The sequence below is a fragment of the Pedobacter sp. UC225_61 genome, assembly GCF_044452285.1.
Taxonomy (GTDB): Bacteria; Bacteroidota; Bacteroidia; order Sphingobacteriales; family Sphingobacteriaceae; genus Pedobacter.
In genome coordinates this window covers 1517021-1543323 of sequence record NZ_JBIOAL010000001.1, presented here as the reverse complement: position 1 = coordinate 1543323, position 26303 = coordinate 1517021, and the positions used below count along the sequence as shown (strand labels likewise).

At 35.0% G+C, this 26303-nt stretch carries 20 protein-coding genes; 8 read left to right on the top strand and 12 right to left on the bottom strand.

Translation table 11 applies throughout. The features are described 5' to 3' along the window. Positions 1 to 47: 47 nt before the first annotated feature. From ACHMWN_RS07355 to ACHMWN_RS07340, 4 genes are all read left to right on the top strand, one after another. Positions 48 to 1166, top strand: coding sequence for an efflux RND transporter periplasmic adaptor subunit (locus ACHMWN_RS07355; RefSeq protein ID WP_397299121.1), 1119 nt, complete (start codon positions 48 to 50; stop codon positions 1164 to 1166). Positions 1167 to 1260: 94 nt separating this feature from the next. Further along, the gene (locus ACHMWN_RS07350) at positions 1261 to 4383 is read left to right on the top strand and encodes an efflux RND transporter permease subunit (RefSeq protein ID WP_397299118.1); all 3123 of its coding nucleotides are present in this window, start codon (positions 1261 to 1263) and stop codon (positions 4381 to 4383) included. Between the two features lie 7 nt (positions 4384 to 4390). After that, complete coding sequence (locus ACHMWN_RS07345; RefSeq protein WP_397299117.1) at positions 4391 to 5701, top strand: TolC family protein; 1311 nt, start codon at positions 4391 to 4393, stop codon at positions 5699 to 5701. 17 nt (positions 5702 to 5718) lie between these two features. Then, the gene (locus ACHMWN_RS07340; RefSeq protein ID WP_397299115.1) at positions 5719 to 6573 is read left to right on the top strand and encodes an N-acetylglucosamine kinase; all 855 of its coding nucleotides are present in this window, start codon (positions 5719 to 5721) and stop codon (positions 6571 to 6573) included. A gap of 134 nt (positions 6574 to 6707) precedes the next feature. Here the strand turns inward: ACHMWN_RS07340 and ACHMWN_RS07335 are convergent, their stop codons facing one another. From ACHMWN_RS07335 to ACHMWN_RS07315, 5 genes are all read right to left on the bottom strand, one after another. Then, positions 6708 to 6905, bottom strand: a complete 198-nt coding sequence (locus ACHMWN_RS07335; protein WP_397299112.1) for a hypothetical protein — start codon at positions 6903 to 6905, stop codon at positions 6708 to 6710. 1 nt (position 6906) lies between these two features. Continuing rightward, the gene (locus tag ACHMWN_RS07330) at positions 6907 to 8430 is read right to left on the bottom strand and encodes a glycoside hydrolase family 10 protein (protein WP_397299110.1); all 1524 of its coding nucleotides are present in this window, start codon (positions 8428 to 8430) and stop codon (positions 6907 to 6909) included. 109 nt (positions 8431 to 8539) lie between these two features. Continuing rightward, positions 8540 to 10105 carry a M20/M25/M40 family metallo-hydrolase gene (locus ACHMWN_RS07325; protein ID WP_397299107.1) on the bottom strand — a complete coding sequence of 522 codons (1566 nt, stop codon included), beginning with the start codon at positions 10103 to 10105 and terminating at the stop codon, positions 8540 to 8542. Positions 10106 to 10720: 615 nt separating this feature from the next. Further along, positions 10721 to 11992 carry a DUF1501 domain-containing protein gene (locus tag ACHMWN_RS07320; protein ID WP_397299104.1) on the bottom strand — a complete coding sequence of 424 codons (1272 nt, stop codon included), beginning with the start codon at positions 11990 to 11992 and terminating at the stop codon, positions 10721 to 10723. A gap of 7 nt (positions 11993 to 11999) precedes the next feature. Continuing rightward, positions 12000 to 13970, bottom strand: a complete 1971-nt coding sequence (locus tag ACHMWN_RS07315) for a DUF1800 domain-containing protein (RefSeq protein ID WP_397299101.1) — start codon at positions 13968 to 13970, stop codon at positions 12000 to 12002. Positions 13971 to 14202: 232 nt separating this feature from the next. On the opposite strand from ACHMWN_RS07315, the gene ACHMWN_RS07310 reads away from it, so the two are divergent. Genes ACHMWN_RS07310 through ACHMWN_RS07300 form a run of 3 tightly spaced genes read left to right on the top strand, consistent with a single transcriptional unit; the run spans position 14203 to position 16396 of the window. Further along, entirely contained in the window at positions 14203 to 15072 is an 870-nt protein-coding gene (locus tag ACHMWN_RS07310) for a hypothetical protein (protein WP_397299098.1), read from the top strand. 12 nt (positions 15073 to 15084) lie between these two features. Further along, positions 15085 to 15495 carry a hypothetical protein gene (locus ACHMWN_RS07305; protein WP_397299096.1) on the top strand — a complete coding sequence of 137 codons (411 nt, stop codon included), beginning with the start codon at positions 15085 to 15087 and terminating at the stop codon, positions 15493 to 15495. 22 nt (positions 15496 to 15517) lie between these two features. After that, entirely contained in the window at positions 15518 to 16396 is an 879-nt protein-coding gene (locus ACHMWN_RS07300) for a DUF6263 family protein (protein WP_397299094.1), read from the top strand. Here the strand turns inward: ACHMWN_RS07300 and ACHMWN_RS07295 are convergent. From ACHMWN_RS07295 to ACHMWN_RS07275, 5 genes are all read right to left on the bottom strand, one after another. Then, positions 16382 to 17839: a glycoside hydrolase family 30 beta sandwich domain-containing protein gene (locus ACHMWN_RS07295; protein WP_397299091.1), complete on the bottom strand. Its 1458-nt coding sequence runs from the start codon at positions 17837 to 17839 to the stop codon at positions 16382 to 16384. The two genes, ACHMWN_RS07300 and ACHMWN_RS07295, sit on opposite strands and share 15 nt — an antisense overlap. A 221-nt stretch (positions 17840 to 18060) precedes the next feature. Beyond that, a complete protein-coding gene (locus ACHMWN_RS07290) occupies positions 18061 to 19320 on the bottom strand; it encodes an MFS transporter (protein WP_397299088.1) in 1260 nt (419 codons plus the stop codon). Positions 19321 to 19324: 4 nt separating this feature from the next. After that, positions 19325 to 19549 carry a hypothetical protein gene (locus ACHMWN_RS07285; RefSeq protein WP_397299085.1) on the bottom strand — a complete coding sequence of 75 codons (225 nt, stop codon included), beginning with the start codon at positions 19547 to 19549 and terminating at the stop codon, positions 19325 to 19327. A 6-nt stretch (positions 19550 to 19555) separates the two neighbouring features. Beyond that, positions 19556 to 20146, bottom strand: a complete 591-nt coding sequence (locus ACHMWN_RS07280; protein WP_397299083.1) for a TetR/AcrR family transcriptional regulator — start codon at positions 20144 to 20146, stop codon at positions 19556 to 19558. Positions 20147 to 20218: 72 nt separating this feature from the next. Continuing rightward, entirely contained in the window at positions 20219 to 20524 is a 306-nt protein-coding gene (locus tag ACHMWN_RS07275) for a GNAT family N-acetyltransferase (protein WP_397299080.1), read from the bottom strand. Positions 20525 to 20700: 176 nt separating this feature from the next. Between ACHMWN_RS07275 and ACHMWN_RS07270 the strand changes: the two genes are divergently transcribed. Continuing rightward, positions 20701 to 21084 (top strand): hypothetical protein, encoded by a 384-nt coding sequence (locus tag ACHMWN_RS07270; protein ID WP_397299078.1) that lies wholly within the window; start codon positions 20701 to 20703, stop codon positions 21082 to 21084. A 60-nt stretch (positions 21085 to 21144) separates the two neighbouring features. On the opposite strand, the gene ACHMWN_RS07265 is transcribed toward ACHMWN_RS07270, so the two are convergent. Both ACHMWN_RS07265 and ACHMWN_RS07260 read right to left on the bottom strand, forming a co-directional pair. Continuing rightward, the gene (locus ACHMWN_RS07265) at positions 21145 to 23022 is read right to left on the bottom strand and encodes a RagB/SusD family nutrient uptake outer membrane protein (RefSeq protein WP_397299075.1); all 1878 of its coding nucleotides are present in this window, start codon (positions 23020 to 23022) and stop codon (positions 21145 to 21147) included. Positions 23023 to 23033: 11 nt separating this feature from the next. Beyond that, positions 23034 to 26081 carry a SusC/RagA family TonB-linked outer membrane protein gene (locus ACHMWN_RS07260; protein WP_397299072.1) on the bottom strand — a complete coding sequence of 1016 codons (3048 nt, stop codon included), beginning with the start codon at positions 26079 to 26081 and terminating at the stop codon, positions 23034 to 23036. Between the last annotated feature and the right edge of the window lie 222 nt (positions 26082 to 26303).

Genomic DNA, 26303 nt, shown 5'->3' with positions numbered 1-26303 from the left:
GGAAACAATTAAATATTTTTGTGCGTTATCCAAATCATAAAACACATATGAAGATTAGATATATCATTTACACTATTCTCGCCTTAGGGTTAGCTTACCTAGTTTACTATAGAATTTCTGAAAATAAAAAAATTGATGGTGGCGGTGCACCAAAAGGTGGAAAAGGCGCAAAAGGTGGTCCCGGTGGAGCAGGTGGTTCTTTATCAGTTGATGGTATTGTAGCTAAAGCAAGTTCTTTTACCAACGATTTAGAAATTACAGGTACCATAGAAGCCAATGAATCTGTTGTGTTACGGAGTGAGGTTTCTGGTTTGGTAACAGGTATTTATTTTAAAGAAGGAAGCAATGTAAGCAAAGGTGCTACTTTATTAAAAATTAACGATAAAGATATTCAGGCGCAGTTACAAGATGCATTAACAAAACAAAACTTATCGGCTACAAGCGAAAACAGAGCAAAACAATTGCTGCAAAAAGGCGCTATAAGTCAGGAAGAATACGATATAGCTCTTGCGAACTTAAGGTCATTAAAAGCACAAGCCCAAATAGTACGAGCACAATTAGCTAAAACTACTATTGTAGCTCCTTTTAGCGGAAAAGTAGGATTACGTTCTATCTCTGTTGGCGAATATTTAACTCCATCTACCGTAATTGCCAATTTGTTAAGTACAAATCCTGTTAAGATTAATTTCTCGGTACCAGAAAAATACATTGGTCAGATTAAATTAAACTCAGAAATTACGTTTACTACAGACGGATCTAACAAACGTTTTTCTGGAAAAGTATTTGCCATAGAACCTGGCATCAATCAGCAAACACGTACGTTACAAATTAAAGCTTTAGCGCCAAATCCGAATAATGAACTATTACCCGGTTCATTTGCAAAGGTTAAACTCGCTTTAGCTACACAAGAAAATGTAATTTTAGTTCCAACACAAGCTATTATTCCAGTTTTAAATGGAAAAATGGTGTACATCAGCAAAGATGGAAAAGCAAAGCAAGTTAACGTAGAAGCTGGTACACGTACTGCAGATAACATTGTAATTACTTCTGGTTTAAACGTTGGCGATACCGTGCTGACTACTGGTGCTATGTCTTTAAAACCAGATGCAGCAGTTAAAGTTAAAATAGCAGGAAGCAAAGAAAAAGGTGCAAAGCCAAAAGGTTAAAAGTTAGAACGTTGAAATATTGAAAGTTCTGGATTCAAGTAAGGTCCCAAAACATTTTAACATTAAAACTTTAAAACATTACAACAATTAAAAAATGAGTATATCAACCACAAGTATAAAGCGACCCGTTCTTGCTATTGTAATGAACTTACTAATTCTCCTGTTTGGGGTAATTGGTTACAACTTTTTAGGGGTTCGTGAATACCCATCTATTGATCCAACGGTTGTTTCGGTACGTACCTCCTATCCTGGTGCCAATTCAGATATTATCGAATCTCAAATTACAGAGCCTCTAGAAAAATCAATCAACTCTATTGATGGGATCAGAAATATTTCGTCTTCAAGTAACCAAGGAACAAGTAATATTACCATAGAATTTGATTTAGGTAAAAACATTGAAGAAGCAGCAAACGATGTTCGCGATAAAGTTTCTCAAGCTGCACGTAGCTTACCAAAAGATATTGATGGTTTACCTGTAGTGAGCAAAGCCGATGCAAATTCAGACAATATTCTCTCTATGACCATACAAAGTGACAAGAGAAGTGTAACTGATTTAAGTGATTTTGCAGAAAATGTAATTGCCGATAGAATTCAAACTATACCGGGTGTAAGTAGTGTGCAAATTCAAGGGCAACGTAAATATGCCATGCGTGTGCGTATAGATCCAAATCGGTTAGCTTCATATGGTTTAACCTCACAAGATATTGTAGCTGCGCTTGATAAAGAAAATGTTGAATTACCTTCAGGAAAATTAACAGGTGCAACAACCGAACTAACTGTAAAAACTTTAGGTAAGTTAACTACTGCCGAAGAATTTAATAACTTAATTATTAAGAGCGATAGCAATAATGTAGTTAAACTGCAAGATATTGCTTTAGTAGAACTAGGTTCTGAGAACGAAGAAACCGTACTTCGCGAATCGGGAAAACCAATGGTTGCTGTTGCCATTATCCCTCAACCTGGGGCAAACTATTTAGATATTAGCAAAGAGTTTTATAACCGTTACGATAAACTAAAGGCAGATATGCCAAGCGATATTAAATTAAACGTTTCGCAAGACAGTACTATTTTTATTAAAAAATCTGTTACTGAAGTTGCCGAAACTATTTTAATATCGTTAGTACTTGTAATTTTAATTATCTACCTATTCTTTAGAGATTGGGCAATTGCTTTTAGGCCTTTAATTGATATTCCAGTATCCTTGATAGCTACCTTCTTTATCATGTACATTTTTGGGTATTCGATAAATGTACTGAGTTTACTTGCTATTGTATTGGCTACAGGTTTGGTGGTAGATGATGGTATTGTAGTAACAGAAAATATCTTTAAAAAGATAGAAGAAGGCTACTCGCCTATTGAAGCTGCAATTAAAGGTTCTAATGAGATTTTCTTTGCAGTTATCTCCATTTCGATAACATTGGCTGCGGTATTTTTACCCGTAATTTTCTTACAAGGTTTTGTGGGGCGACTGTTTAGGGAGTTTGGGGTGGTAATTGGTGCCGCGGTATTAATCTCGGCATTTGTATCGTTAACGTTAACTCCAATGTTAAACGCTTACCTAATGAAAAAAGGCGGGCATACACCATCTAAATTTTACACCATTACTGAACCTTATTTTGTAAAACTGAATGAGAGTTATAAATCTAATTTAAATGCGTTTTTAGATAGAAGATGGTTAGCCATTCCAATTATTGTAGTATGTACGGGTTTAATTGTTCTTTTTTGGAATTTACTCCCTAAAGAAACTGCACCATACGATGATAGAAGTGCTATCAATGTAAACGTCTCTACACCAGAAGGTTCTTCATTTGCTTACACCGATAAATTTATTTCTAAGCTGAACCAAATGGTAATGGATTCTATTCCAGAGAAAAAAGTAAACATTACCATTACATCTCCAGGTTTTGGTGGGGCTGGTGCTACCAACTCTGGTTTTATGAGAATGGGCTTAGTTGATCCTTCGGAAAGAACAAGGAGTCAGAAAGAAATTGCTGATAAGCTAACTAAAATCACCAAAAAATACTCAGAAGGTAAGGTAACGGTAAACCAACAACCTACTATTTCTGTGGGCAGACGTGGTGGCTTACCAATCAGTTATATTTTACAAGCACAGAACTTCGAGAAATTACGTGAGAAAGTGCCTTTGTTTATGGATGAAGTTTCTAAAGACCCTACATTTTCTACTTCTGATGTGAACTTGAAATTTAATAAACCAGAAATTAATTTAACCATTGATAGAGCGAAGGCAAAAAATTTAGGCGTTTCTATTGTAGACATTGCGCAAACACTTCAACTGGGGTTAAGTGGTCAGCGTTTTTCTTATTTCTTTATGAATGGAAAACAATACCAAGTAATTGGACAGTTTGATATAAGTGACCGTAAAGATCCTTTAGATTTAAGCTCGGTATATGTAAGAAATGACAAAGGACAACTGATTCAGTTAGATAATTTGGTAACTGCGAAAGAAGAAAGTAGTCCGCCGCAATTGTATAGAAATAACCGCTTAATATCAGCAACTGTATCTGCTGGTTTAGCACCAGGAAAGAGTATTGGCGATGGTATTAAAGCTATGGATGATATCGCGGCAAAAGTATTGGATGAATCATTTACTACAGATTTAAGTGGAGAATCAAGAGATTTTCAAGAAAGTTCATCCAACACAATGTTTGCTTTTGGTTTAGCTTTAGTTTTGGTTTATTTAATTCTCTCGGCACAATTTGAAAGTTTTAAAGATCCGATTATTATTATTTTAACTGTACCAATGGCAGTTGCGGGTGCCTTTTTATCCCTTTGGTTATGTGGTCAGAGTTGGAATATCTTTAGTCAGATTGGTACCATTATGCTCATCGGTTTGGTAACTAAAAACGGTATTTTAATTGTAGAGTTTGCCAATCAGTTAAAAGAACAAGGCAAATCTGTACACGATGCCATTAGAGAAGGAGCTGTTTCTCGATTAAGACCAATTTTAATGACAAGTTTAGCCATTGCTATTGGAGCATTACCTATTGCGATGGCCTTGGGTGCTGCGGCAAAAAGTCGTATGAGTATGGGTATTGTAATTGTAGGTGGAACATTGTTCTCGTTGGTTTTAACATTATTTGTAATTCCAGCGATCTATTCTTATTGGTCTAAAGAACATAAAGAGAATAAAGATTTAACAGATTCATTAAAATCAGCATTGGCTGATGAAGCTGCAGCAAAAAAATTAAACGACTAAGATGAAGATGAAGCACTTTATATTTTTTATTGCCATATGGGTTGCAAGCGCTAATCAACAGTTGTTTGCCCAAGAAAAATTAAGCCTTCAAGATGCAATTACCATTGCATTGCAAAACAACTACGATATTAAATTAGTAAACAACGATGTTGCCATTGCTAAAAACAATGTGAATTTAGGTAATGCGGGCATATTGCCCGTTGCAGTGGGTAGTTTTAGTACTGGTGGAAGTAGACAAAACACAGTTCAAACTCAGTCTACTGGTACACAAAGAAGAACAGATGGTGCTCGTAGCACGAATATGTCTTATGGTGTTGGGTTAGATTGGACTGTTTTTGATGGTTTTAGAATGTTTGCGAATTACGATAGATTAAAAGCATTAGAGCAACAAGGGCAAATTAATCTTAAAGCGCAACTTTTAACTACCATTTCTAATGTCATTACAGGTTATTATAATTTAGCAAAACAGCAGCAATTAGTAATGGCATCAGATAGTGCAATGGATGTTTCTAATCTCCGTTTAAAAATAGCAAACAATAAATTAGAGCTTGGTCGTGGTTCTAAATTAGATGTACTTTCTGCAAAAGTTGATTACAATACAGATACCTCCACTTATTTACAGCAAAAAAATCTGTTGGTGACGTACATGGTAACTTTAAATCAATTACTAGCTAGAGATGTAAATATTAGGTTTTCGGTTAATGATCAGATAGACATCGATAAAAGTTTAAACTACACTGAATTAGTTAATCAAACGGAACAATTAAATCCGGATTTACAAAATGCGTTCATCAATAAAAAAATTGCCGAGCTCAATTTAAAGCAAGTTAAAGCAGGAAGATATCCTCAAGTAAGTTTAAATAGTGGTTATGAATTTAATCGTAGTACCACGCCAACAGGGTTTAATACCAGTCTTAGAGCCAATGGATTAACGTATGGCTTAACGGCAAGCATAAACATATTTAACGGCTTTTTGCAACGTCAAAATGAGCGCAATGCGAAGATTGAAATTAGTTCATCGGAATTGACGTTAACTAAAACTAAACAAGATATTATTGCTCAACTAACTTCAGCTTATCAGAATTACAATACGTATTTAGAATTGGTGAAGCTAGAGCGAGGAAATGTTGATATTGCCAGACAGAATTTAGATATCACCTTAGAAAAATATCGTTTAGGAAGTATTGCTCCATTGGAATTGAGAGAAGCTCAAAGAAATGCTTTAGATGCAAATAGCAGGTATTTAGAAATACAATATCAGGCTAAATTGGCAGAAATTGCACTAAAAGAGCTAAGCGGCACTTTAAATATTCAATAAATTGCTATTTTTAGTGCATGATTTTAGTTGCAGATAGCGGTTCGTCCAAAACAGACTGGATGGCCTATAGCCCAAACCATACCATTAAGTTTAGTACACAGGGAATAAATCCATATTTTGTGAATGCACAAGATGTAGTTAAAATCCTAGCTAAGAACAAAGATATTTCTGCTTATGCAAACATGATGAAGGAAGTATATTTTTTTGGTGCTGGTTGTTCATCTCCCGATAAACATGAAATCATTTCTAACGGATTATCAACCTTTTTTCCAAATGCATTTATTAGTGTAGATCATGATTTGATTGGTTCTGCTTATGCTACCTGTGGTGACAAAAAAGGATTAACCTGCATTTTAGGTACGGGCTCTAATATATCTTATTACGATGGCACGAGCGTACATGCTGGTAATCATGGTTTAGGGTATGTATTAGGTGATGAAGGTTCTGGAACTTATTTTGGCAGAAAAGTATTAGTTTCTTACCTCTATAAAAGAATGCCCGAAGAGTTAAGCAAGGCTTTTGCAAAAACTTTTAATGTAGATAAAGAAAGTGTAATCACGAATATTTACCAAAAGCCATTCCCTAATTCTTATTTAGCAGCTTTCAGTCGATTTATGGCAGATCATAAAGAGCATTCTTTTATTCAGCAAATATTAAAAGATGGCTTTCAGGAATTTATAGATACTAATGTTAAAGATTACAAAGCGTACAAAACATTAGAGTGTAATTTTGTGGGTTCTATTGCTTTTTATTACCAAGATGAATTGAGAGCTGTTTTTGCAGAGAACGCTATTAAAGTTGGTAAAATATTACAAAAACCTATTGAAGGGATTTTCGAGTATATCCTTAAAAAAGAAGGAATAACTGCTTAATTGGTTACATCACAAATAAGAGTAACAACACGTCATTGCGAGGTACGAAGCAATCTTAAAGCGATAGATCATATATCTCTTTCTGACGTTGTAGGATTGCTTCGTACCTCGCAAAGACGACCGCTTTACAACCCTTATTTCCCCTCATCTACCTCATACGCTGTAAAGTTCCAATTCCCTTTGCCGTCTTTCTCATAAGTTACTTTATAATTAGAAGCAGGTGGTATAGTAAAATGAAAACTCAACTTTTGTTCCGTTGCATCTTTTGGAATGAAATGTTCCATAATTGAATTCGCTGTTGCTTCAATTTGTTCTCTCGAATGTTTTTTCATTTTAAAACCCTTGTCCTATTGTATATTCATGAAACTCACTTTCATTTCCGGTTCTATCAATAGCTGTTACGCCAAATGCGGTGAGCATTAATTTATCTTTACTTGTTGGTGTTCTACTGATGGCGACTAGTACATCCAAACTTTTATCGTTTCTATTCATAATGCGATAGTTCCATTTGTCGCCATATTTATAATACACTACCCATCTAAATACGTCACTCTTTTCAGGATGATTCCATCTAATTTGCCATAATGAATCTTTGGGAGTAACCGTCACAATAGGCATTTCAGGTGCTTTTTTATCTAGCCATTCACTAGCTGGCACAATGGCTTCTTTTTTATACGGACCATCTATTAATCCTTGTCTTAGTTTCTCATGTTTTACTAAACCTGCAATGCTCCAATGTAACGCACCCTTACTTGCTGGCACCATCCCTCTGGTAATCATTATTTGATTAATAACTTCATCTACATTTTTATCATCACCACCTAAACCAACGTTTAAACCTGGCCATAAATGTCTGCCTTTTGTGTTTTCAGATTGCCACCAACCTAATAAAACAGGCAAACTATGTGCAATATCATTTACTTTCCAATACAATTGTGGACTGAAATAATCTAGCCAGCCTTTATTTAACCATAATTTGGCATCTGCATATAGTTTATCATATTGGTCAAGTCCTTCAATAGATTCAGGATAACCTGGTCGCCAAATACCAAATGGACTAATGCCAAACTTAACGTATTTCTTTTCGCCTTTAATTTCTTTGTAAATACGTTCTATAAACGTATTTACACTTTCTCTTCTCCAATCGCTTCTTGATAATTTACCTCCACTTTGTTGATAAGCAGCCCAGCTTTGGTCATCAGGAAAATCTGCACCTCCATTGTATGAATCATACGGATAAAAATAATCATCAATGTGAACGCCATCTATATCGTATCGTTTTACAATATCTCTTACCACCGCAGCCGAATGATCTTGTACTTCTTTTTTAGATGGATCCATCCAATATTGTCCATCTTTTAATTTAACCACTAACTCTGGTTTTGATTTTACAACTGAAGTTGCACTTTCTTCACCACCAGATAAATGATGAGCACGATAAGGATTTAACCACACATGCAATTCTAATCCGCGATCATGTGCTGCTTCCACCCAAAATTGCAACGGATCGTAATAAGGCTCTGGGGCCTTACCTTGTTCGCCTGTTAAAAAATAAGACCAAGGTTCTAAGTCGCTTTTGTATAAGGCATCTGCCTGAGGTCTGATTTGTAAAATAGCGGCATTGAAATTCAAACTCTTCAATAAATCTAACAATACGAGGGCTTCTTTTTGCTGTTCGGCAGTAGTTAAGCCTGGTTTACTAGGCCAATTGATATTCGCTACTGTTGCAATCCAAGCCGCTCTAAATTCTCGAATAGGTTTTTGTGGTTGATTTTTTAAGTCATCATTTTTTTGAGCTATGCAAAGCTGAAAGCAGATTAAAGTTAATGAAACAAGGAGTAGATATTTTTTAAGCATGGGCCTGATTGATAATGAATACTGCTAAAACAAATTTGTCATTCTGACGAAGGAAGAATCTATTAGATAAATTCCTCGTTTCCTCGGAATGACAAAAATTAAATTATGTTTAGTTTAAACCGCCTTTACGGTTAGCCTTAACTGGTGCAGGCCAAGTTCCTGGTTGTCCAGTACGTTGGTTAACTGGCATAGGAGCTTTCTCTGTAGATGTTTTTTCTGGATCTTCGCTAGCCATGTACACTAAAATTGCAGCTAAAATTGCATTACTTCTAACCTCATCAAATACAACTTTATCATAAGTATCGCGATTGGTATGCCACGTATAGCTGAAATAATCCCAAGGTAACGCTCCTAAAGAAATTCCCAATGCGCCAGCTGCAACAAATGATGCGTTATCAGAACCGCCACCACTTGGTGAACCTGGGAAACTTGTTTTGATTTGATTTTTAATAGTATCAGGAACTGCAGCCAACCATCTTGGTAAAAAGTCTTTTGCTTTTGCAAAACCTTGACCAGAAATATTTACTACTCTTCCAGTTCCGTTATCTTGATTAAATAATGCTTGTAAGTTATTTACAATTTCTGGATGATCTTCTACAAAAGCTCTTGAACCATTTAAGCCTTGCTCCTCGCTACTCCAATGTCCAACTAAAATTGTTCTTTTAGGATTTGGATAGAATTTTTTCAATAAACGCATCGCTTCCATCATCATGATAGTTCCAGTTCCGTTATCTGTTGCACCGCTAGAAGCATCCCATGAATCAAAGTGGGCAGATAGCATTACATACTCATTTGGTTTTTCTGTGCCTTTTATTTCTGCTATGGTATTAAAAGTTGGTACTACACCTAATTCTTTAGATTCAGATTCTATTCTAAGCATTGGTTTATTGCCGCTTTCTGCTAAACGAAACACTAAGCCATAATCCTCTACAGATAAATCTACCGTTGGTATTTTAGTTGTGTTTGCTCCGAATACTTTATCTACTCCCCAACCTGCACTCCAGTTATTAATGATAATACCAGCAGCACCTGCTTTCTCTATTGCTAACGCTAAATTTTTAGCGTTTAAGCCAGTTTTAGCTAATCTATCTCTCCATGCTTTTGCTGATTCTTCTTTATCTTTTTTGAATTTTGCTAAACCATCTTTTGTTGAGAAATCTTCAAAGTTTTTATCTGGTCTACCAGAAATTTGAGCTTGAGAAATTAATACCAATTTGCCTTTTACTTTTGGCAACCAGTTTACAAAAGCCATTGAATCTGTTACTAATGGCAATACAATTGCTTCGGCATTAATTGGTTTTCCTTTAACTGTTGATGGGCTCCACGCTAATTGAGTCCCTTCTAATGTTCTTAATCTTGGACTTGTTAAATCAATGTGAGTAATTCCTCTTTCCCAGCCACGCCACTCGCCCCATTTTTCAGTTTTAGCAGAAATTCCCCAGTCCGTATATTTTTTTACAGCCCAATCCCCTGCTTGTTTCATTTGTGGTGTCCCAACCAATCTCGGGCCTACAACGTCAAAAAGTTCGTGAGCTAATTTTTCTAATTGTGAGTTTTCAGTTGCTTCTTTAGTAACGTTTGCTACAAATGCGTCTTTTGTTTGTGCAAAAGCCAAGCTACTGCTTAACATGGTCGCAACAAATAATAGCAATCGTGATTTTTGGGTTGTTTTCATTCTTATAAGTTTTGTTAGTTTATTTCCTGATTGAAAGATAAGAATTGCTAGAGTTTTAAGCAACAATCATCAAATAAGTTACAGGATGTACGGTTAGTAAAGTGTTAAACATTGCATGCAATACAAAGTCAATTGCATTCGATACAAAGCCAATTGTACGCTATATGTTAGTCATTGTATGCGATACATTGACCATTGTATGCCAAACATACGCCATTGTATGCTATATTTTAGTCATTGTATGAGATACATTGACCATTGTATACTAAACATACGTCATTGTATGCGGTACAATGACCATTGTATGCGGTACAATTGGGATTATTGCTGATGATAAATTAGTGGAAACTGCTTTTTTACCTATATTAAGGCATATATGAATTTTGCGAAGCTCTATAAATCCTTCCAAAAGTTGTCAAAAGTTGTCAAAAACACCAAAATTTACCAAAAGTTACCAAAAGTTGTTAAAAACAATTTGCTAAAGCTTTAAGATTACTCAGATTTATATTATTGTTTTTGGTGTTCGTTAACTATCTACGTTCGGTTACTTCGTACCTTGGAATGACAAAAAAAAGGCTCGTGAAACACGAGCCATCTGCGATTATATTAAGCTTATTATACTCCTCTCATCACACCAATCTGTTTTCCAGACCAATCTGGGAATAGCACTTTATCGTTATGAATACCTAAGTGTTTATCGGCTACTTCACTAAATACAGCCCTAAAATCAGTTGTTACTGCTAAGTCTCTACCATCTTCTAAGTTTTCTTTAGCTAATGGATTCATTAATCCATGAACCATACCTCCGTTCACACTATTTCCTAGAATGAAATTACATGAACCACGACCATGATCTGTCCCACCTGTTCCATTTTGAGCAACCGTACGTCCAAATTCTGTCATTGTCATTACGGTAACCTCATCTTGATATTTTCCCATATCTGTCCAAAAAGCCATGATACTATTGCTTAAATCGTTTACATTACGAGCAAAAATTCCAGTATCTGTACCTTGGTTAAAGTGTGTATCCCAACCGCCTGATTCTGCAAAAGCAACTTCCATACCTACATCCATTTTAATTAATTGGGCAATTTGTTTTAATGAATTACCTAATGCAGTAGCTGGATAAACGGCGTTATATTCTGGTTTGTAATCTTTAACATTTGTTTTTTGCAATAATTTAATTGCATCGAAACTTTCCTTACCTGTATTTTTTAGTAAGCCAGATGAAGTTTGATCGTACAAATCTTCGAAGCTTTTAGAAGCCATATTCGCACCAGCTTGGTTTCCTCTCAATTGAATATTGAAATCAGCTAAATTACTAATGGCAACTGCTGGATTATCACCATAAAATGATCTTGGTAAAGAGGAGGTTAAACTTACCGCTTGAAGAGGAGTTGCTGCTTCATGACCTAATAAACCTACCGCACGATTTAACCAACCACTTGCTGTACCTTTATTAAATGGTGTTCCAGACTCCATGAAATCTTGAGCATCAAAGTGAGAACGCGTATTATTTGGCGACCCAATACCATGTACAATTCCCAATCTTTTTTCGCGAAACATAGGTTCAAAAGCACTCATTGATGGATGTAAACCAAATTTACCATCTAAATCAATTAATGATTTTTCTTTTCCGCCTTGCGCTGCAGACATAAATAGGTTTGGCCGAACTGCTTTTAAATATTGATCGGTAAAAGGTGTTACTGCCATTAAACCATCCATTGCACCTCTTTGAAAGATGCAAACCATTATTTTTTTCTTTTTAAATAACCCTGGTGCAACAGTTCCCGCAACAGCATCAGCTAAAAATCCTGGTATACCTCCTAAGCTTATTCCAAATAAGGCTAAGCCCCCAGCTTTGATAAATCCTCTTCTTGATGTCATGATAAATTTATTTACGTTGAAATTCTGGTGATCCGATAATAACTCCTACAACTTGAGCAAGCATTGTATTTGTACCCGCTTTTTGTGCAGGCGAGGCGTTGAATAGCGCATTTTTCCCTTTTAATTTTCCTTTATCAGTACTTTGCTCCATCATATTGGCATCTTCATTTGCCATTGTATTCATTTGTTGAGGTGGTGCAGTTTGCGATGCCGCCTTTGCCACATTACCTTCTAAATTTGGATCGTTTAACATAGGTTTTAAGCGTGCAATCGTTTCATCTAACTTGCGTTCTGGCATCATCTTTTTACTATAAATTACTAATGCAGCTTCTGCACTTTCTGGCTCGTGGTTATTATTCATTGCTGCCAGATTAAAGGTTACACCAGGAATACGTTGTGAAGCTAGTGCCAAACCAAAATTCATTCGATTTAATAATGAACCTGTATTTATCCAATATTGACCTCTATCTGGAAAACCAGTTGGTGCTTGGTAATAATACATTTGCTGACCCATTTTGTTAATCCAAGTATATAATTGGTAAGGCTGATTTATTTTTGCATCTAAGCTTCTCACTGCGCTTATGGCAAGTTCAAATGGAGATTTTGTTTTTTCTCTTAGTGCATTTGTCGACCAAAATTCTGGCGCACTAACCATGGTGATCAATACACTTTTTATATTGCCATTACTACTTAAAAATGTTTTTGCCATTTTATCGATTAAGCTTTGCGGTGGATTATCACTTACAAAACGAGTTGCAATTTTTTTAGAAATGAACTTAGCTGTAGAGGTATGGTGAGCCAGCATTTGTAATAAAGCTACACCTTCTTCATAACCACCACCTGCAGGGAATTTTTTTCCCAAAACTGTTTTTTCTCCATTATCGTGACGAGTTATTACAAAAAGGAAATCTCCTTCGTGTACAAAGCCTCTTTTTTTAAGGTTATCATCACCAACATTTTCTATTATTTTTTTCATTGGTGCGCCGTAGCCATTTTCTCCCATTGGTGCTATTGTCCAACCAGTTAATATTCTAGCCGCTTGGGTAACATCACTTTGTGTATAACCACCATCAACACCTAGCGTATGTAATTCCATTACTTCACGGGCATAGTTTTCATTTAAGCCCGCTTTTTTATTTTTGTTTTGAGGGATTTTAGCTTTAGCCACTTTTGCCGCAAATTGTCCTTTACGTTTTTGTTGGCCACCCATCATCATATCTTCTCCATATTCATTTACAGGAATATTAGTTCCCGTACTACTAAAATTATCTAGATATGTGAGCATTGCTGGAGATTTAGCTGTGCTTAACACTAAGTTTTCAAAATCTCCAAAAACATTAGGGCGTATCACATCGCGTTCGTAAGCTGGTATATACGATGCACATTGGTTTTTGCTTAAGGCCACATTAAAATGGTTGAACCAGAAATCGGTCATTAATTCTTTTAATTGATTATGTGTATAAGCCGCCCTTAGTATTTTTTGGTTGATAAACTGTCTATATAATTCTTGTTGAGGTTTAATACCCTTTTCTTTCATATAGTTAGCCAATGTTGCTCTGTATTCTTTACTATTGGCTTTGTTTACCGAATCTTTATGAATATATCCATCTCTAACAGCAAACCTAACTACTTGGGCATTTCGTGGAAAAACATTTTCTACTTCTGTATTGGTTAAATTTATAGCATCAAACTTATCAAGCATTCGGTTTAAAGCTGTGTCTTCTAGATTTCCATCTAACTGTTGCTTCAGCCATTTTTCTAAACCCATTTTTGTTACCAATTCTACATCACCTTCTTTTGCTCCGTAGGTAAAACGACTTAGCAAATGTGCTGCTGCTTGTTGCTCTGTTAAGCCTGCTTTTTTATACGGCAAGAAAATTTGTTCTTTTTGCTGTGAAACTCTTACAAAAGAAGAAAGCACCAAGGCACTAATAAATGCTATGCTGCATACATAAAAACTGTGAATATTTTTTTTCATATCAATGGCAATTACAATGCTATGACAACGAAAATTAAATAAGGATTAATATAAGAATCAAAAAGAGAATATTATTTAATAAGAAAGTCAATTTAAAAGAGAATTTACTTGTTCAAATATTTGTCATCTAAACACTTAAATAATTTTTGTTGTTAAAAAATCATTATTTGTTATAACTTTTATTTACTTTGTAAATTAAATGCTCAAATCACTACAGTAATGCTCAAAATTCATGAATAAGGCAATTAGAATAAATTACCTATTTAAAATCGGTTTTCTTTTTGCGCTAGTTTATATGCTTTCCCCTAAAGTTACATATGCCCAAAATAGTTTTGAAATCGAACTAAAAAAGAAGATGGATTCTTTAATTAAAGAAAAAGGTCCATTATTAATTGGTCAAACTATGCTTCCAAACAATGGAGTACAAAGTCTTATGACACCTTCAGCTTGGGGTAGCACTGGCACCTATTTATTTGGTGTAATAGGCGGTGTACATCCTTCGGCATATAGCAAGAAAGCAGACTTAATATCTGCAGTGGGTGTTACATTTGGTAATCCTTCAAAAAGTGTCAATGTTTCAGCTAGTGTAAACATTACAAGGGTGACCGAATTACGTGACCTTTCAGTTAACTTAGTTGTAAACAGACAAATATTTAAGGCAAGTAGTATTTCTGTAGGTGGAGTTCAACTCTTTGCCAATTCTTCTGTATCAGATTCTCCAGACGGTACGTATTATATTGCTTTTAGCCATGCTGTGCAAACAGTGCGCTCTAAAACCGCTGGTTATTCTGCTTTAGGCTATACTATTGGCTTTGGAACAGGACGTTTTTTATACAAGAGTCCTTATGATATAGCATCAGGTAAAGGTAAATATGGCACTGGAGTTTTTGCAAACGTTTCTTTTGAAGTACTTAGACAAATAAATATCAATGCTGAATGGTCAGGGTTAAATTTAGGTTTCTCTACAGGGATTAGACCGATTAAAAATTCTGCACTTACACTTGGCTTAGGAGTTTATAATTTAACCAAATATTCAGGCGACAAACCGTCTATCCTAGGAACATTATCTTATCCAATTTCTTTAAATAAAAAAACAATATAAACACATAAACTAATGAAAAAGCTAATTTTTATTTTGCTGTTAATTGTAGCAGCCTTTAGTGTAAAAAATGCAAATGCGCAAAATGGTGTAAATAACAACTCAGATTGGAAAGTGCCATTGCCGGCACCTTCAATACCGAATTCTACACCTACTGCAACGCCAACTGCCGCACCTATTACTGTGCCAGCGACGCCAACAATGCCAGCTTTGCCAGGAATTCCAGTAAATACACCAGCAGCAAATGCAGTTGTCCCTGCTATTCCAGCAACGCCTGCGGCTCCACCGGCTCCAACTCCTGCAGCAACCGCAGCAGCAGCTGCTGCCCCTGTTACTGCGACTGTTATTACATTACCATCACTTCCAATTTTACCGCCAGTTCCACCAATTCCACCGCTTCCGGAATTAAGATTAATTAATCCTTAAGGCAACTATTAACGCTAGCTCTATGAATAATGATCATAAGTCAATTTTAAGAATTGCACTACTCTTTTCATTTCTTTTGATGTCTTTTACTGTACAGGCACAAGAGAAGCATCGTGTTTTTACACTTAAAGTAGGTAATGAATTTCAAAAAGAGATTCTATCAAACTCAAAAGCAGTAGTTCAACGCGGAAATCAAACATTAACTGTAAATACCACTTCTTCTCTTACTAAATCATATAAAGTAGTAAACGCCAGTGATAAAGGTTATGATTTAAACGTAACCATTAAAAAAATGGATAATCTAATTGATGCTTTAGGTAAGCAATTCCATTACAATTCGGAAGGTAAAGGAGATAGTACTTCTAGAATTGAAAAAGCATTAAACTTTATGCTTAATAAACCTGTTGATGTTGCCATTGATAAATATGGAGTTATTTTATCTTCAACAGAATATAAAAGTGAATTAGCCACAGATACATTGGTTTCATTTGCAGGACTACAAATGGAAACATTTGAAAAAGGAACTTTATTAGGTCTATTAGCAGATATAAACGTTAATAGCACCTATAAAAAAGGCTACACTTGGACTGACTCTGTTAAAATTTACAAACAGAAATTAGTGACAAAGTTTTGGATTGAAGACATTAACCAAAAAAACACTGTTATAAAATTTAGTAGTACTATAGTTACTCCTTTGCTAAATAGCAATTCTAACGGAACGTATATTCTAGAAAACAGTACGGGCTTAATTGCTGAAAAATTAGTTTATACAGTTTCTACTGGATATCAAATTTCTACTGGGGGAGTTGCTTATGCTGTTTCCCGATCTACCAGTCTTTCTGAAAGAGTAAGCAACTACGCTGACCGTAGTTGCTTACTACACAATTTACTTAATAATTAATGTACTTATTGAATGCGGTAAACTTTCTGTTTCTGCTGCATTTCCTTGTATCCATAATTGATAAGGCAATTTCTGGTCTGTGTTATTCATTACAACCACAACAACAGAGCCATCAGGATTTTGGAATGCTGTGCTTATTAGCATTGAACGACTTGGGGAACTAATAATTCTTTTCGCCCCTGGCTTAATAAATTTAGAAAAATGACCAATGTAGTAATACGAATTGGTATACATTAATTTCCCTGTTTGAACATTTGCATGAATTGGTGCAAAACAGAAGTTACCTACATGATTAGGTCCTCCATTTTCATCTAAAAGGACATTCCAATCTGTCCATGCTGCTGTACCTGCATTAAAATCGTTAATCATAGAAAATCCATAACGCTCACCTAACGACCAATCGTTAATTCTATCTAAACTAAATTTCTCTACACATCCTTCTGTAAAAATTAATTGCTTTGTAGGGAAAGCCTCGTGCACTCTCTTTAAATTTTCGAAATTTTGAGTGCTTCCTGTCCAAGTTTCATACCAATGGAAACCAATTCCCCATAAGTATTTAGCAGTTTGTGGGTCATTTAACAACGTTGAAGCTCTTTGATAAATTAAATCACGATTATGATCCCAACCAATTAGCTTTTTACTTGCCATGTTATTTTTTTGCAAGGTTGGTCCTAAAAAGTTTTTGATAAAATCTCTTTCTTCTTCTGCTGTGTATAAACACGATTCCCATCTTTGAGTTGCCATTGGTTCATTTTGAACGGTTAAACCCCAAATAGGCATACCTTCTTTTTCGTAAGCTTGAATAAATTTCACGTAATAATTAGCCCAAGATTGGTTATAAGCTGGTAATAGAGAACCACCTTTTAACATGCTGTTATTAGTTTTCATCCACGCTGGAGGGCTCCAAGGACTTACAAATAAATTAATCTTTCCCCCAGCTGCTGCTGTAGCTTGTTTTATTAATGGAATTTTAAACTTACGATCATGTTCAATGTTAAACGTTTTTAATGCTTTATCATGCTCTGCAACATAGGTATAGCTATCGCTAGAAAAATCGCAACTGTTTATATTGGTACGAGCAATGGTGTAACCTATCCCTTTCTTTTTATCGTAATAGGCGGTTAAAAATTCTTGTTGCGCTGCCTTTGGTAGTTTCGCAAAAACTTCTGCAGAAGCATCAGTAATCGCTCCTCCAATTCCTATAAAGGTTTGAAAAGTTTTAGTAGGGTCTACAAAAACCAATGTTTGTGTTTCTACAGGTTGTTTTAAGGTTTTAAAAGTTAGCGTTCCTGTTTCTTCCATTGGTTTATCAGAACCTTTTACAGTTGAATACACAATTACCTTTTTGGTTGAAAAAGAAGTTTTTGCTTTTTGCTGTGCAAAAGATGACACAGTAGTAAAAGTTAAAGCAGCTAATAAAATGATTTGTTTGGATTTGTTCATTTGTATCTAGAATTTGGTTCGATAAACGAATTGCAATTTCCTCATTTTAAAAGCACAAACCAATAGCTAAGCTATCTGTAAGCTGATAATTTTACGCAAAGGTTTGCCTACTCACTTAAAACCAATTAATTTTCGGTTTGAGTAGTGGATTTGTAGTGGCTGTTTAAATTGCTTTTTTGTTAATGATTGTAAGCTACTGTTATAATCGAAATGATTACTAACTATAACAACTCTTCTGCAACTGTAGGATTAGATTTAACCGTTTTTTCTGTTACCATTTTACTTACTCTAGACAGCAAGAAAATACTGATGATAGAAATTACTACAATTACATAACCTACAATATTATAGTTTTCTAATGGACTTGACGTAGTTCTTTGTACTACGATCATTCCGGCAACTGCTGCAGCAACACCGCCAGCTATTTGCTGTAAAGATGCATTGATGCTCATAAAAGCACCCCGATCTTCCATTTCTGGTATTGCACTTGTTAAAGCCGATGAAGGAATCATTCTACTCATCACCCCCATCATCATTAAAATATTAAAAATAACCACTATCCAAAATGGTGTAACAGAAAGGTTTGTATAGAGCACACACATTCCCATCATCCAAACGGTAGCAATAGCAAATATTTTAAACTTACTAATCTTATCACTCAAGCGACCAACAATTGGCATAATTACTAATGAGCTTAAACCAGAAATGGTAAATAACATAACCAACTGATCATTAGAAATCTTTAAGTTATTAATGGCAAAAGCACTACCAAATGGCATCATCATAAAACCGCCTATAGATAATAATGCAGTAGAAGTAAAGCCAATACGATGCTTACGTTTTTTAATGGTATGCCATAAATGCAATAGTGCAGATTTGTCTTTTTGAATGGCTAAATGAGCTGTAATTGGTTTTAATTGAAATAAAATAAGGATAGCAATTAGAACTGCTAACGAAGCTACCATTAAAAAAGGTGCTTCCCAGCCCCAAAAAGTTGCTAGATAAAGTCCTATTGGCACACCTAAAACTTGACTTGCGCCGAAGCCCATCTGCACAAAACCCATTACTCGTCCACGTTGTTGTAAGCTAAATAAATCCGTGATAATTGCCATAGAAATGGAACCAATTACACCTCCAAATAATCCTGTGATAATTCTGGCAGCAACCAGCTCAGCATAAGTATGCGCTAAACCACAAAAAAATGTGCCAGCAATAAAGCCAAAATAAAAGAACATTAGCAGTTTTTTTCGATCAAAACGATCGGCAAAACCTGCAGTAAGCAAACCAGAAATACCTGCACTAAAGGCGTAAGCAGAAACAGCAAAACCAAATGCTTTTGGTTGCAATGACATTGATTTCATTAAAATATCACCCAATGGCGACATCACCATAAAATCTAATATTACCGTAAATTGTGTAACAGCTAAGAGGAAAATCACTACTTTTTGATAGCCTGTGAAAGGAATAATTTCTTGTTTCATTGGATTAAGTTAATTCACAGCAATAGTGACCATGATTAGTAATAAGTTCTATAATTTGTTGGTGATTTAAGGTGTATGATACTATCCTTAACACACAATCTTGATCATCTAACGCAACATTCCACTGCTCAATACCATCATAAGCATTTAAAATAGATTGCAATTTTGCTTTGCATTCTTCGCTTTTAATGTCGGTTTTAAATAATAAGATATGATCAAAATTTTCCATAAGGAATTAATTTTTTAATGCTTTGATAACTAGATCAAAAGTTTGCCACAACACCTCATCTGTCATTTTAAAAGGCTTTCCACCAACGCTTTGCCCTTCATTATCAAAGCGTACTAAAGAGTAAAGCGGTGCGTAGGCAACAGACCAAAATACTTCTAATGGCATTGGATTAATTTCGCCGTTTTTAACTACATTATCCATAAACTGCCCTATAACTTCTTTGAATTTCTTCATGAAATTATCCAAAAAACGACTTTGATAAGTAGAAGTTCGCAATTGCTCAAAAAATGCAACAGAGAATGGATGTTCAAGCATATAGGCGTAACGATTTTGCCATTGTACTCGCATTCCTTCTTCAAAAGAAACTGTCGGGTTAAAGTTTTTAATCATCGCATCGCCCATGGCATCTCCTTCTTCCTTTGCAATACTGATAATTAAATCGTCTTTGTCTTTGTAGTATATATAAAGCGTTGCTACAGAAATTCCACAGGCTTTAGCAAGCTTATTCATACTAAAACCTTCAAAGCCTTCTTTTACAATACTTTTAATGGCCATTTTTTTAACTAAACTGACTTTGTCTTCGTCTCTAGTTCTCATGGCACAAATATAAATGAATATTCATTCATTTATGAAGTTTATTTTTAATTCTTTTGAATTAAAATGGTTTGGCTATACATCTTCTTTGGATTTCTTCCAAATATCTTCGAATTCTTCGGGATGCCTTTTGAATTGAGCATGAACATAAGGACATAATGGAACTACTTTAAGTTCATGTTTGCGAGCATAACTTACCATTGCATTCAGTAAGCTTTTTGCTAATCCTTTACCTTCTGCCTTTGGGGCTACCTCAGTGTGGTATACAATTAAATCTCCATCAGAAATAGCCAATGCCATTTCAGCTAACTGCTCTTCCCCATCCATGATAAAAAAAGCTCCGCGGCCTTTATCATTTAAATCTAGCTTGATATCTTCCATAACCGAATTATTAATACGAATCAAATATGTCAAATTATTTAATAATTGAGGTGAAGCTTTTGTTAATTGCTCATAATGTGAGAATTAAATGTATTTAAACAGAGAAATTACTTAAAATATTAGGGCGTAAAAAAAGAATTATCGATATTTGAGGGTATCGGTATTGATGATCTCAGATGAATAAATTTAGTAAGAACTATACAATTTCTTCCAATCTTGTTTTATGCAGCTTTATAATTGGACTTGTAATTGTATTTATACGTGGGCTTGAGGATTGGGGAGATATTCTTATTTCAGGTATTTTTTTATGCTTAAGGTACTTTTCAGTTTTTTTAATAAAAAGGCGTTTTACCTGGGCAAAATATCTTTTAATTATCTTAATAGCCAAAAACATCCATCGTTTATTTAATTTAGAGACATCTCCACAGTTCAATACGTTTGCAATTAGTTTGGTTATTTTGCAAATTGTGATCACATCTGTTGCACTTTTCTTAATTGTTAAAATCCCTAAATTGGATTTAAAAAAAAGATTAGACATTAACAATAAATCATCTCAATAAAAAGAGACAGCCTTTTTCAAGTACTGCCTCTTCAGATTATAAACTACCAATTATAATTACTTATGGTATTTTGTCCAATGGTGGGACATTATTCTCGTAACCAGTATATCCTTTATTCTGATTAATACGACCATTTGTATTAAAGCGTTGTGCGCTTCCTGGAACTGGCCATAATACGTGGTAAGGAGAAATTTTGAAATTTACACCAGAAACTGTTGGCACCTGGTTTTTATAAAAATCATTTTTTTCCATTATTCGATCATAGAAAAAGTTATTGTCTGAGAAACTTGCCAAGTTGTACGTTTTTCCATTATAAGCAACTTTACCAGTAGTTGCGAAAATATATGCTATACGTGTTAATTCCGTTTTACGTGGCTCTTCATAATACAATTCTCTCGCTCTCTCGTCTAATATTGTTCCGATGGTTATCTTTGTTGCATCGGTAAGCAATGCTGCATTTGCCCTTGATCTTACTTGATTGATATCATCCATTGCTAAACCTAATTGACCTTTCCAATAGTAAGCTTCAGCTCTTAGCAAATACGTTTCTGCTAATCTGAAGATATACCAATCTGTATTTGTTCCTCTAGGTGGCGACCAATATTTATCAACTGCCAAAGCATTTGTCGAATTGATAAACGTTTTATAGTGTGGCCAACCAAAAAAGTGACGAATGGTATCTAAACCTTTATTTAAAAACATATTGTTAATATTTGCAGGTGTTGCATCAACTAATGGCTTGCCATATAATGCTTTTTCTGTTGCATTAGAAGAGTTTTTTAACGCTGGATTGTTATACACTAGATCAGTCATGTTTACCCACATGCCTGGCGCATGGCGATAATCCGTATTGTCTGTCCAGATATATTTGGTACTATATGGCGTTCCGCGGTATCTACCAATTCCTCTACCATACATTAACGTTAAAGGAATTTCTACCGTAACACCATCTACAATAGCTGGGTTTAGCCCTGACGGAGTTCTTAAATTTGCAAAATGCCATGCTGGCACGCAATTACGCATTACCTGAGAACCAAAAGCAGTTGCACCAGCTAGTGTTTCTCTATCAATTGCTAAAAAGATAGTTTCTTTATTCGCTGCAATTGCTTTATTATCCATTCTATGTAAATCCCAAACCACGTTCTTTGTTGCATCTCCTGCAGTACTTCCAAAACGATTTCTCATTAATGCATATTTCCCACCATTAATAACATTATTTGCAGATGTAATTGCATCATCAAAATCGCCCAACGCTAAATTCACCTTTGTTAATAAATGACTTACTGCACCTTTTGTTACTTCTCCTCTATCAACATTATCTAATACCCAAAGCTCAGCAAACAATAAATCACTCTTCATCTTTTTAAGGATAACTTCACGCTTTGTAGAGTAATAATCGAGTTTCGGTTCTGTTAAATCTTTCAAAATTAGAGGTACATCTCCAAATTGATGAACTAATCTATAGTAATAATACGCACGGTAAAATAATGCTGATCCTAAGATTGCGTTTTTTTCAGCATCGTTTTTAAAGGTAACTTTATCAATGTTATTGATAATTGTATTGGCATATCTAACGCCTTTAAACCCTTCAATCCAATAAAAACCAATTCTATTGAAATCTGGGTTATTTAACTCTGCATCAGGTGTTACTCTCGTATTCATATCCTGAGCTTGAGTACTTTTATCAGTTGTACCATCTACTGCAACATCAGAAAAGATAGACTCTGTAACTATTGGAGCCATATCTCCAAAAAACTCCTGTCTAACATTTAACCCTAATCCTGCTAATGCAGCCTTCATACCAGCAACATTACTTAAAGCTACCTCTGGTTCAAATTTCGATAGAAACTCTGAGTCAAGATCAGCCTTCTTGCAACTATTAGCCATAATCATAAACATGACCAGTGCTGTAATTAATTTTTTATTTAAAATTTTCATGTCTATAAGTTCTATAATGAAATATTTAGTCCTAGTGTATAATATCTTGGTGTTGGACCATTATTTTGCGGATCCCATGTATTCCAATCTGGTGCGTAAAGTGCTGCATTATTAATGTTGAAATATACTTTTGCACTTTGTAATTTCACCTTACTGATTAAACTTGTTGGCAATGTATAAGAAAGTGCCACCGTATTTAATCTAATAAATGAACTCTTTCTGTACACGTTAAAACTGGTTCCACTTAAGCCAGAACTTAAACGAGCATACTCATTAGTTGGATTATCAACAGTCCAGTAAGGAACAACATAAGAACTAGTTCTACCAAAACCAACACTACCTGGCTGATTAAGACCTTGGTTATCTTGTCCTTTTTGCCCCCAATTTGAGATCAATTGGAACGAAAGATCGAAGCTTTTATAAATATTAAGCTCATTTCTAAACGCCCAAGTAAAACGAGGATTACGATATCCCAAAAACTGTTTATCTAAGTCATTATAAACATAGTTGCCATCAACATCTTGTAATTTGTAATCGCCTGGTTTTATCCCTTTGTTAAATTTGTTAGCTTCAGCAACTTCATCAGTTTGCCATACTCCCAAAATTTTATAATCCCATATTACGTCGATGTCTTTTCCAATAAACCAGCCATTCCCTGGATCATTATTTGGTGTGGCTAGGCGAATGATTTTATTTCTATTTAATGAGAAGATCACGTTAGAGTTCCATAAAATATTACCAGAGGTGATATTTTTACTACTAATAGAAAGCTCAAAACCTTTATTGTTAACTGCACCAATATTAGAAATTACATTAGAAGCTCCCGATACGCTGGATAAGGTTTGGCTAATTAGTAAATCTGATGTTTTTTTATCATAAAACTCTAATGCGCCATTAATTCTATTATTTATTATTCCGAAATCTAAACCAATATTTAATGATTTCGTTTTTTCCCATCTCAACTCTGGGTTTCCAATTCTAGCACCACCAACTAAACCATTTACTTCTGACGGTACTCCACTTGAGTTTACATATTGATACTTCACAAGATCTTCAGCAGATAAACTAGAATATTGATCTACAACCCTATTTCCATTTTCACCGTAAGAAACTCTCAGCTTTCCATAATTAAGCCATTTGAGATCTTTTAGGAAACTTTCTTCAGTAAATGTCCAAGCAACAGCTGCAGACTGGAAAGTTGCTCTTTTATTATTAGCACCAAATCCAGAGAAACCATCACGTCGTATGGTGTAAGAAAGATTGTAGCGGCTCATTAATGAGTAATTGATTCTGCCCATTAAAGCGTCTCCTTTATATGCTTGATCATCGCTACTAACACTTGCTTTAATACCGCTACCTAAGTTATGGTACCCAAGAATATCGCTTGGAATAAAGCCTTCATTTCCTGATAAGGTATACCATGATTGATATTTCTCACCATTTACTAAGAAAGTAGCATCAAAATTGTGGATTTTGCCAATCGTTTTATTCCATTTCAACAAATTATCTACTTGCCAATTGTATCTTGTTTCTTGTGCTCTTGTGGCAGAACCTCCTGGTGTAGTAACGTTTGGATTTAATGAAGAAGATGCATTAAATGTGCGATACATATCAATACCAGGACTAAAATTCAATTGATAAGTAATTCCAAAAGGTAAAGTTGCTTTCGCATAAATACTTCCAAATAAAGTATTTAATCTTACCATTCTGCTGTTATACGTTGGGTTTAAGAAAGGATTTCTTGCATTCAATCCATTGTCATCAGTTGGAATTCTTCTTAATGAACCATCTGCATTGTAATAATCGCCATAAGGTGATAAACTTGTTAACTGACTCCAATCTGCTTCTATTGAACCTTCATCACGATCTGCATATTGAAAATTAATACCAACATTTAAAAATTTAGCCGCTCTTGCATCTAAATTTACTCTAGTTCTAACGGTACTAAATTGGCCGCCTTCAATTAGATTTTCATTTTTTAAATAGCCTAAAGACATGTAATAATTAACTTCGTCTTTTCTACCAGCAATGCTTAGCGTATGATCTTGGCGTTGACCAGTACGGAATAATAAATCATACCAATCTATAGTATTACCAGCAAAGTAATTATTCTTCTCGTTGGTAAGTAAACCTAATCTAGTTAGCCAAAGATCCTTTGGATTGGTAGTAGTTTGTCCATTAAGCCATTGCGTTAACGTAACACCTGCAGGCAAGTTATCTGGATCATTATAAATATAAGCAGGGCTTGTTCCTGCACTTCTTAAAACATCACCACGCCAAGCTAAAAAACCTGGTCCATCATAAACTGGTTGATCTTTTGAGAGTGTAGCAATACCGAAATTTGTATTGAAGTTAATTGTTGGCGCACTTGATTTACCTTTTTTTGTTGTAATTGCTACCACACCAGTTGCAGCTTTAGATCCATAAACGGCAAGCGAACTCGCATCTTTTAATACATCTATTGTTTCAATATCATTAGGATTGATATCTGAAAGTTGTCCGATGTAAATCACTCCATCTAAAACAATTAATGGTGATGTACTAGCTGTTAAGGTTGTTTTTCCTCTCACTAATAAATCACCACCACCTTTAGCACTGGTATTCATCCCAACTGATAAACCAGCAATGTTTCCTTTAAGAATATCGGCAACACTTTGTGGATTTTCGTTTTCTAATTGCGTGGCTTTTACGCTAGAGATTGCTCCTGTTACATCTTTCTTAAGTGCCGTTCCGTAACCCACCACAACAACATCTGAAAGTTCATTTACAGATTCAAGTAATTCGATGTTTAGTTGTGTCCGATTATTCACGGCAACCTCTTGCATTTTATAGCCAATCATCGAAAATACTAAGGTAGAATTGCCAGGGGCGGAAATTGAATATTCTCCATCGCCATTTGAAGAAACTCCAGATTTTGAGTTTTTAACTGTTACTGAAACTCCTGGTAGCGGAGCTCCATTTTTGTCCTTTATACTACCTTTAATCGTGACATCCTGTGCGAAACAGAATACATAGGTGAAAAGGACCATACTAATAAGTAGGGTAATTTTTTTTCTCATGTTACATTTGGTTAGAATAGTTTGTAACCGTAAATCTATTTTAAAAATTATAGAATAGCAAAATAAAAAATAACATAAATAACTAATAATTAGGTAGTTATAAATATTTTGATACGCTTAAATCACAATACAAATACTATAAAATCGCACCGTAACATTGCTGTGACGCACTTGAAGGGTTTTTAGCTAATACGCTTCAAGCACATTAAATAAATTTGAAAA

Coding starts and splice junctions, on each gene's coding strand:
- ACHMWN_RS07355 (WP_397299121.1), top strand. CDS start 48: ATGAAGATTAGATATATCATTTACACTATTCTCGCCTTAGGGTTAGCT.
- ACHMWN_RS07350 (WP_397299118.1), top strand. CDS start 1,261: ATGAGTATATCAACCACAAGTATAAAGCGACCCGTTCTTGCTATTGTA.
- ACHMWN_RS07345 (WP_397299117.1), top strand. CDS start 4,391: ATGAAGCACTTTATATTTTTTATTGCCATATGGGTTGCAAGCGCTAAT.
- ACHMWN_RS07340 (WP_397299115.1), top strand. CDS start 5,719: ATGATTTTAGTTGCAGATAGCGGTTCGTCCAAAACAGACTGGATGGCC.
- ACHMWN_RS07335 (WP_397299112.1), bottom strand. CDS start 6,905: ATGAAAAAACATTCGAGAGAACAAATTGAAGCAACAGCGAATTCAATT.
- ACHMWN_RS07330 (WP_397299110.1), bottom strand. CDS start 8,430: ATGCTTAAAAAATATCTACTCCTTGTTTCATTAACTTTAATCTGCTTT.
- ACHMWN_RS07325 (WP_397299107.1), bottom strand. CDS start 10,105: ATGAAAACAACCCAAAAATCACGATTGCTATTATTTGTTGCGACCATG.
- ACHMWN_RS07320 (WP_397299104.1), bottom strand. CDS start 11,992: ATGACATCAAGAAGAGGATTTATCAAAGCTGGGGGCTTAGCCTTATTT.
- ACHMWN_RS07315 (WP_397299101.1), bottom strand. CDS start 13,970: ATGAAAAAAAATATTCACAGTTTTTATGTATGCAGCATAGCATTTATT.
- ACHMWN_RS07310 (WP_397299098.1), top strand. CDS start 14,203: ATGAATAAGGCAATTAGAATAAATTACCTATTTAAAATCGGTTTTCTT.
- ACHMWN_RS07305 (WP_397299096.1), top strand. CDS start 15,085: ATGAAAAAGCTAATTTTTATTTTGCTGTTAATTGTAGCAGCCTTTAGT.
- ACHMWN_RS07300 (WP_397299094.1), top strand. CDS start 15,518: ATGAATAATGATCATAAGTCAATTTTAAGAATTGCACTACTCTTTTCA.
- ACHMWN_RS07295 (WP_397299091.1), bottom strand. CDS start 17,839: ATGAACAAATCCAAACAAATCATTTTATTAGCTGCTTTAACTTTTACT.
- ACHMWN_RS07290 (WP_397299088.1), bottom strand. CDS start 19,320: ATGAAACAAGAAATTATTCCTTTCACAGGCTATCAAAAAGTAGTGATT.
- ACHMWN_RS07285 (WP_397299085.1), bottom strand. CDS start 19,549: ATGGAAAATTTTGATCATATCTTATTATTTAAAACCGACATTAAAAGC.
- ACHMWN_RS07280 (WP_397299083.1), bottom strand. CDS start 20,146: ATGAGAACTAGAGACGAAGACAAAGTCAGTTTAGTTAAAAAAATGGCC.
- ACHMWN_RS07275 (WP_397299080.1), bottom strand. CDS start 20,524: ATGGAAGATATCAAGCTAGATTTAAATGATAAAGGCCGCGGAGCTTTT.
- ACHMWN_RS07270 (WP_397299078.1), top strand. CDS start 20,701: ATGAATAAATTTAGTAAGAACTATACAATTTCTTCCAATCTTGTTTTA.
- ACHMWN_RS07265 (WP_397299075.1), bottom strand. CDS start 23,022: ATGAAAATTTTAAATAAAAAATTAATTACAGCACTGGTCATGTTTATG.
- ACHMWN_RS07260 (WP_397299072.1), bottom strand. CDS start 26,081: ATGAGAAAAAAAATTACCCTACTTATTAGTATGGTCCTTTTCACCTAT.